The organism is Arthrobacter sp. 05L45_2 (genome assembly GCF_056397525.1).
Window position 1 is genome coordinate 20,791 of record NZ_JBFTNO010000058.1, and the last position, 6,463, is coordinate 27,253.

6 protein-coding genes are annotated in these 6,463 nt (G+C 67.1%); all 6 read left to right on the top strand.

Features of this window, described 5'->3' with window-relative positions:
• Nucleotides 1-14 precede the first annotated feature (14 nt).
• The gene (gene rsgA, locus AC1DHD_RS06785) at nt 15-1,160 is read left to right on the top strand and encodes a ribosome small subunit-dependent GTPase A (protein ID WP_476878981.1); all 1,146 of its coding nucleotides are present in this window, start codon (nt 15-17) and stop codon (nt 1,158-1,160) included.
• 226 nt (nt 1,161-1,386) lie between these two features.
• The gene (locus AC1DHD_RS06790) at nt 1,387-2,481 is read left to right on the top strand and encodes an ABC transporter ATP-binding protein (protein ID WP_476878982.1); all 1,095 of its coding nucleotides are present in this window, start codon (nt 1,387-1,389) and stop codon (nt 2,479-2,481) included.
• The gene (locus tag AC1DHD_RS06795) at nt 2,481-3,191 is read left to right on the top strand and encodes an ABC transporter permease (protein WP_476878983.1); all 711 of its coding nucleotides are present in this window, start codon (nt 2,481-2,483) and stop codon (nt 3,189-3,191) included. The genes AC1DHD_RS06790 and AC1DHD_RS06795 overlap by 1 nt, the downstream gene beginning before the upstream one ends.
• The gene (locus tag AC1DHD_RS06800; RefSeq protein ID WP_476878984.1) at nt 3,188-3,934 is read left to right on the top strand and encodes an ABC transporter permease; all 747 of its coding nucleotides are present in this window, start codon (nt 3,188-3,190) and stop codon (nt 3,932-3,934) included. The genes AC1DHD_RS06795 and AC1DHD_RS06800 overlap by 4 nt, the downstream gene beginning before the upstream one ends.
• Nucleotides 3,931-4,893 carry an ABC transporter substrate-binding protein gene (locus tag AC1DHD_RS06805; protein WP_476878985.1) on the top strand — a complete coding sequence of 321 codons (963 nt, stop codon included), beginning with the start codon at nt 3,931-3,933 and terminating at the stop codon, nt 4,891-4,893. Before AC1DHD_RS06800 ends, AC1DHD_RS06805 begins: the two co-directional genes overlap by 4 nt.
• A 164-nt stretch (nt 4,894-5,057) precedes the next feature.
• Nucleotides 5,058-6,278, top strand: a complete 1,221-nt coding sequence (locus AC1DHD_RS06810; RefSeq protein ID WP_476878986.1) for a pyridoxal phosphate-dependent aminotransferase — start codon at nt 5,058-5,060, stop codon at nt 6,276-6,278.
• Nucleotides 6,279-6,463 lie beyond the last annotated feature (185 nt).

Sequence of the window (6,463 nt, forward strand, 5' to 3'; positions counted from 1 at the left end):
TCAAAGGGTTTCCATTGAATTCTGAGCGCAGTCATGACACCGGCCTCCAGGGGCCGGTCCGCTATGGGTTTACCGATGCCGTAGCGGAACTTTTCACCACCACCCCCGTCCCGGGCGGGACCAGCGCGGGCCGGGTGGTCCGTGTGGACCGCAACCTGGTGCTGGTCGCGGACCATACCGGTCAGGCGCACCTGCCCTATCCACGCGCCGGCGTCCTGCCCGCCACGGGCGACTGGGTCTGGCTGGGCAGCAACCCCGGGGGCGAGCCCATCATTGCGGGGGTGCTGCCGCGCAGTTCGGAACTGAGCCGGAAGAAGGCCTTCGAGGCGTCCTCAGAGGCGCAGGTCCTGGGCGCCAACATGGACATCGTCGGCGTCGTGGTGCCGGTGGACCGTCCGCTTACCCACAACAGGCTGGAACGCACACTGGTCGCGGCCTGGGACTCCGGCGCCACGCCCCTGGTGGTGATCACCAAGGCCGATCTCGCGGACGTGGCGGACGACGTCGTCGGGCAGGTGATGATGCAGGCCGCCGGCGTCGACGTCGTCACCACCTCCGCCGAACAAGGCGACGGCCTGGACGCGCTGCTGGCCTACCTGCCTGCCGGCGGGACCATTGTGCTGCTGGGGCCTTCGGGCGCCGGCAAGTCCACCCTCATCAACGCCCTTGTGGGGTTCGAGGTACAGGAAACCGGAGCCGTCCGGGCCGGGGACGGCAAGGGCCGGCACACCACCACCTCCCGCGAACTGGTCCCGCTGCCGGGCGGTTCGGTGCTGATGGACACACCGGGGGTCCGGGGCTTCGGCCTGTTCGACGCCGAGGACGGCATGGAGGAGGTCTTCGGTGACCTGGAGGACCTCTTTGGCCGGTGCCGCTTCGCCGACTGTGCGCACCACCGCGAGCCCGGTTGCGCCGTGCAGGACGCGCTCGCCGACGGGACCCTCGATGAGCGCCGCTGGACCAGCTACCTGAAGATGCAGCGCGAACTCGCGGCCCTGAACCGGCGCCACGATGCGGCGGCCCGGCGCGCCTACCAGCGGGAGTGGCATCAGAAGGTGGTGGTGGCCAGCCGGAGCCAGCGGGCCGCCGAGCGGTTCAGCCACGACCAGGCCGGCCGCGGAAAAGGCAAGCCCAAGGGCAACCGGAAGGGCGCCGACTAGGCGCGGAGCCGGGCGGCACCCATCCGGATTCCGCCCGGCCCCGAATGCCGGGGGTAGCCGCAGCACATGGGGCAATCGGGGCCGGTTTGTCCCAAACGATGCCCCGACTTTGTCCCAGGTGGCAGCTACGCTGGGTCATACCCGCTTTACAGCCAAAAATCAGGATGCATATGATCAGTTGGCTGGACCGTCCCATGTTGCCGCCAACAGTTAGGTAAGCCCCGGAATGGCAGAGGCCATGATCGAGTTCCAGAGCGTCACCAAGCAGTACCAGGGCGGCCAGGCCGCCGTCGACGATCTGAGCATGTCCATCGACAAGGGCGCCATCACGGTCTTCGTCGGTCCGTCGGGCTGCGGGAAGACCACCTCCCTGCGGATGATCAACCGCATGGTCGAGCCGACGTCGGGCACCATCACCGTGGACGGGCGGGACGTGACCTCCGTCCCGGCCGCGCAGCTGCGCCGGTCCATGGGCTATGTCATGCAGTCCTCCGGCCTGATGCCGCACCGGTCCGTGCTGGACAACATCGCCACGGTCCCGCGGCTCAATGGTGTGTCCCGGGCGGACTCCCGGAAACGCGCCGAAGAACTGCTCGACGTCGTTGGTCTCGCCTCCGTCCTCGGCCGGCGCTACCCCTCACAGCTCTCCGGCGGCCAGCAGCAGCGTGTGGGCGTGGCCCGGGCGCTGGCGGCGGATCCGCCGGTGCTGCTGATGGATGAGCCCTTCAGCGCAGTGGATCCGGTGGTCCGCGACGAGCTGCAAAAGGAACTGCTCCGCCTGCAGCGCGACCTCGCCAAGACCATCGTGTTCGTCACCCACGACATCGACGAGGCCACGGTCCTGGGTGACAAGGTGGCGGTCTTCGCCGGCGGCGGCAAGCTGGCGCAGTACGCCGCGCCCGAGGAAATCCTCCGCGCCCCGGCCAACGACTTCGTCGCCTCTTTCGTGGGCCGCGACCGCGGCTTCCGGCACCTCGCGTTCAGCGCCTCCGACGGCGTGACCATCCACCCGGTGGACACCGTCCGTGCCGGCGAGCTGGGCTCCGGCGCACCGGGCGCCGATGAGTGGCAGCTGGTGGTTGACGACGACGGCCGGCCGCTGGGCTGGTGCGCGCCGGGTGCCGGGCGGGAGACTGTCCCGGGAGGCTCGCTATTCCACAAGGGCGAGACGCTGCGCCGCGCCCTGGACGCCGCGCTGTCCTCACCGTCGGGACGCGGCGTCGCCGTCGACGCGGACGGCCGGGTGGCAGGCGTGATCTCGGCCGAAGAAGTACTCGCCGTGATCGAAGCGGACCGCCGGGTCCGGCAAGGTGCGCGCTGATGCAATGGTTCCTGGCCAACAGCGGGCAGGTCTTCAGCCTCGCCGGCCAGCACCTGGTCCTGGCCATCCTCCCGATGGTCTTCGGCCTGCTGATTTCGATTCCGCTGGCCCAACTGGCCCGCCGGAACCGGACCCTGCGCACCGTCATCCTGACGGCGTCGTCGCTGCTGTACACCATCCCTTCGCTGGCGCTGTTCATCATCCTGCCGACCGTGCTGGGCACCAGGATCCTGGACCCCGTCAACGTTGTGGTGGCCCTGACGATCTACGCCGTGGCGCTCCTGGTTCGCGCAGCCCTGGACGCCTTCGACTCGGTCGATGAGGATCTCCAGCAGGCAGCCGTCGCCATGGRCTTCAAACCCGTTGCGCGCTTCGTCCAAATCGACCTGCCCCTGTCCCTGCCCGTGCTGTTTGCCGGCCTGCGGGTGGTGTCGGTCAGCAACATCTCCCTGGTCAGCGTCGCCGCACTGCTGGGCATCGGCAACCTCGGAATGCTCTTCACCTCCGGCCTGCAACGGGACTTCGTCACCGAGGTGGTGGTGGGCATCATCGCCATCCTGGTCCTGGCACTCGTGATGGACGCGCTGCTGGTCCTGCTGGAACGGCTCCTGACGCCCTGGACCCGCGCCAGCGTCGGGAAGACCGGCACGTCCGGGGAACCCGCAGCCGCCCGGCGCCTCGCTGACTCCACGGCGGGGGCGTCCGCATGAGCAACGTCTTCACCGATACCTTCGCCTGGCTGGCTGATCCCGAAAACTGGTCCGGCAGCACCGGTATCCCCGTGCGGCTGGCGGAGCACCTGCAGTACACCGGGCTGGTGATGCTGATCGCCACCGCCATCGCGCTTCCGATCGGCCTCTACGTAGGGCACACCGGCCGTGGCCGGGTGGCCGTGGTTGCCCTCGCCGGTGCCCTGCGTGCGCTTCCGACTTTGGGCCTGCTGACGCTGTTCGTGCTGCTGGCAGGCATTGGTCTGATGCCGCCGGTCTGGGCCCTCGTGATCCTGACCGTTCCGCCGCTGCTGGCCGGCACCTACGCCGGGATCTCCAGTGTGGACCGGAATGTGGTGGACGCGGCCCGGGCCATGGGCATGACCGAACTCCAGGTCCTCTTCCGGGCCGAGTTCCCCAACGCACTCCCTGTGATGTTCGGCGGCTTCCGCACCGGCGTCCTGCAGGTCATCGCCACGGTGTCCGTGGTCGCGTACATCAACCTCGGCGGCCTTGGCCGGTATCTCTTCGACGGGCTCGTCCTCTCCGACTTCCCCCAAATGCTCGGCGGCTCGCTCCTGATCGCGGGGCTGGCCATTGCCGTGGACCTGGTCCTGGTCCTTGTCCAGCGGCTCTTCCTGACCCGCGGGGCCGCCAAAAAACCAAACCGCCGCCAGCAGGCAGCGGTTGATCTCACAGACCCCGCGACCGCGGAGACTGTTGTCCAAGGAGGTACGTCATGAAGGAAAACCGCCAACGAGCACTTGGCAGACGCGCATTCGGCGGCCTGGCCGCCGGCGTCGGACTGGCCCTGGCCCTGTCCGCCTGCGGGGGGTCGTCGAACCCGCTGTCCTCGGCACCTGCCAGCGGCGGTTCCTCCGGCGGAGCCGGCGGGGCATTGGTCATCGGGTCGGCCGACTTCACGGAGAGCCAGATCATCGCCGAGCTCTACGCCGGGGCCCTCAACGGCGCCGGCGTCTCGGCCACCACCAAGCCGAACATCGGCTCCCGCGAGGTCTACTTCAAGGCCGTGCAGGACGGCTCAGTCGACGTGATTCCCGACTACAGCGGAAACCTGCTGCTGCACGTGAACAAGGACGCGACTGAGATCTCGGCCGACGACATCGCCAAGGCCCTGCCGRGCAAGCTTCCGGACGGCCTGGCCGTGCTGGACGCCGCCAAGGCCGAGGACAAGGACGCCATGGTGGTCACCAAAGCCACCGCGGAGAAGTACAAGCTCAAGTCCATCGAGGACCTGGCGAAGGTCTGCGGCGAGATCGTGGTGGGTGCGCCTGCCACCTTCAAGGAGCGTGCCTACGGTCTTCCGGGCCTGAAGAAGAACTACAACTGCGAACCGAAGAAACTCGAACCCTTCAGCGACGGCGGCGGCCCCGTCACGGTCAAGGCCCTGCTCTCGGACCAGGTCCAGGTGGCGGACATCTACACCACCACGCCGGCCATTGCCGACAACGACCTCGTGGTCCTGGAGGATCCGAAGAACAACTTCATCGCCCAGCAGGTCCTGCCGCTGTACAACAAGGCCAAGATGTCGGACAAGGCGAAGGAGGCCCTCAACGCCGTCTCCAAGCAGCTCACCACCGAGGACCTGATCAACCTCAACCGCGCAGTCGGCGGCAGCGAGAAGCAGAACCCCAAGGACGCCGCGGCAGCGTGGCTGAAAGAAAAGGGCCTGGTCAAGTAGGCCCTTGAAGTAAGCGTTCGACGGCGGCTGCCGGGCCCGGGATCGTGGGCTTGGCAGCCGCCGTCGTTATGTCCGCGGCAGCCTGCGGACGCCCGTATGACGCGGTATCCCGCTGTGAGACAAGTCTCAACGGAAGTACATCCGCCATATGGCATATTTGATGAATGGCAGAATTCAAGCAGTCCACCAAGCTTCATAATGTCCTCTACGACATCCGTGGACCGATTCTTCAGGCCGCCCAGCAAATGGAGGCAGAGGGTCACCGCATCCTCAAACTGAAYATCGGAAACCCGGCCCCKTTYGGRTTYGAAGCGCCGGACGCGATCCTGGTGGACATGATCCGCCACCTGCCGCAYGCCCAGGGCTACAGCGATTCSCGCGGYATYTTCTCSGCCCGCACCGCCGTCTCGCAGTACTACCAGACCCGCGGCATCCAGAACATCCACGTCGATGACATCTACCTCGGCAACGGCGTCAGCGAGCTGATCACCATGTCGCTGATGGCCCTCCTGGACGACGGCGACGAGGTCCTGATCCCCACCCCCGATTACCCGCTCTGGACCGCGTCCGTGGCCCTGGCCGGCGGCCGGCCGGTGCACTACCTCTGCGACGAGGAATCCGGCTGGCAGCCCGATCTTGAGGACCTCGAAGCGAAGATCTCGCCGCGGACCAAGGGGATCGTGGTCATCAATCCCAACAACCCCACCGGCGCCGTCTACCCGGAGGAAACCCTCAAGAAGATCGTGGCCCTCGCCGAGAAGCACGGCCTGGTGCTCTTCGCCGATGAGATCTACGAGAAGATCCTCTACGAGGACGCCGTGCATGTGAACATGGCCAGCCTCACCGGTGATGACGTGCTCTGCCTGACGTTCAGCGGGCTGTCCAAGGCCTACCGGGTCTGCGGCTACCGGGCCGGCTGGATGGCCATCTCGGGCCCGAAGAAGGACGCCGGGGACTACCTCGAGGGCATTAACCTGCTCGCCAACATGCGTCTCTGCGCCAATGTGCCGGCGCAGCACGCCATCCAGACGGCACTGGGCGGCTACCAGAGCATCAATGACCTGATCCTGCCCGGCGRCCGCCTCCTGGAGCAGCGGAACAAGGCCTACGACATGCTTAACGCCATCCCCGGCGTCAGCACCCAGCAGGCCCGCGGCGCGATGTATCTTTTCCCGCGCCTGGACCCTGAGGTGTACCACATCCGCGACGACGAGAAATTCGTCCTGGACCTGCTGCGCCAGCAGAAAATCCTGGTCTCCCACGGCCGCGCGTTCAACTGGGTCCGCCCGGACCACTTCCGGATGGTGACGCTGCCGAACGTGAAGGACCTGGAGGAAGCTATCAACCGCATGGCGGACTTCCTCAGCCGCTACCAGGGCAACTAGGATTCGGGACAGCAGCGCTGCGGGACGTACGTCCGGCGGGCGGGCTGCCCGAACCGGAAAGAGGCTTTGATGGCAGATGTCGTGAACTTCGACGAGCACCCCTCCGAGACGCTGAAGGCTGGCAAGAAGTTCCGCCTTGGCGACGTTGACCCGGGTTCCACCCCGGGCTACGCGGGGGACAAGGC

Bases quoted from the DNA above. Each gene is read 5' to 3' on its own strand.
- AC1DHD_RS06790 (WP_476878982.1), top strand. From the start codon at position 1,387: ATGGCAGAGGCCATGATCGAGTTCCAGAGCGTCACCAAGCAGTACCAG.
- AC1DHD_RS06800 (WP_476878984.1), top strand. From the start codon at position 3,188: ATGAGCAACGTCTTCACCGATACCTTCGCCTGGCTGGCTGATCCCGAA.